The following is a 225-nucleotide window of genomic DNA, read 5'->3' on the forward strand; positions in this document are numbered from 1 at the left end:
CTCCTCCCGGTTCTGGGATGCCGAGACCTGGCAGCCGGGGCGCTCGCAGCCGTCATTCGACAAGCAGTACGTGCGCGACTGGCTGCACAGCGAGGCCTCCGGCTGGAACGGCGAGGGGCTGGCGCCCGCGCTGCCGGCTGATGTCGTGGAGCCCACGCGGGCCCGCTACATCGAGGCATTCGAGCGGCTCACGGGGCGCAGCTTCAGCCCCCAGGGGCCCTTCCT

The 225-nt window shown here is 72.0% G+C and carries 1 protein-coding gene; it reads left to right on the forward strand.

The features are described 5' to 3' along the window. Positions 1–225 (forward strand): phosphoribosylaminoimidazolesuccinocarboxamide synthase (locus IG178_RS25085; protein ID WP_305067835.1); only part of this gene is annotated, 225 nt, incomplete at both ends.

This window comes from Neoluteolibacter marinus (genome assembly GCF_014904755.1).
In the GTDB taxonomy this organism is placed as follows: domain Bacteria; phylum Verrucomicrobiota; class Verrucomicrobiia; order Verrucomicrobiales; family Akkermansiaceae; genus Haloferula; species Haloferula marina.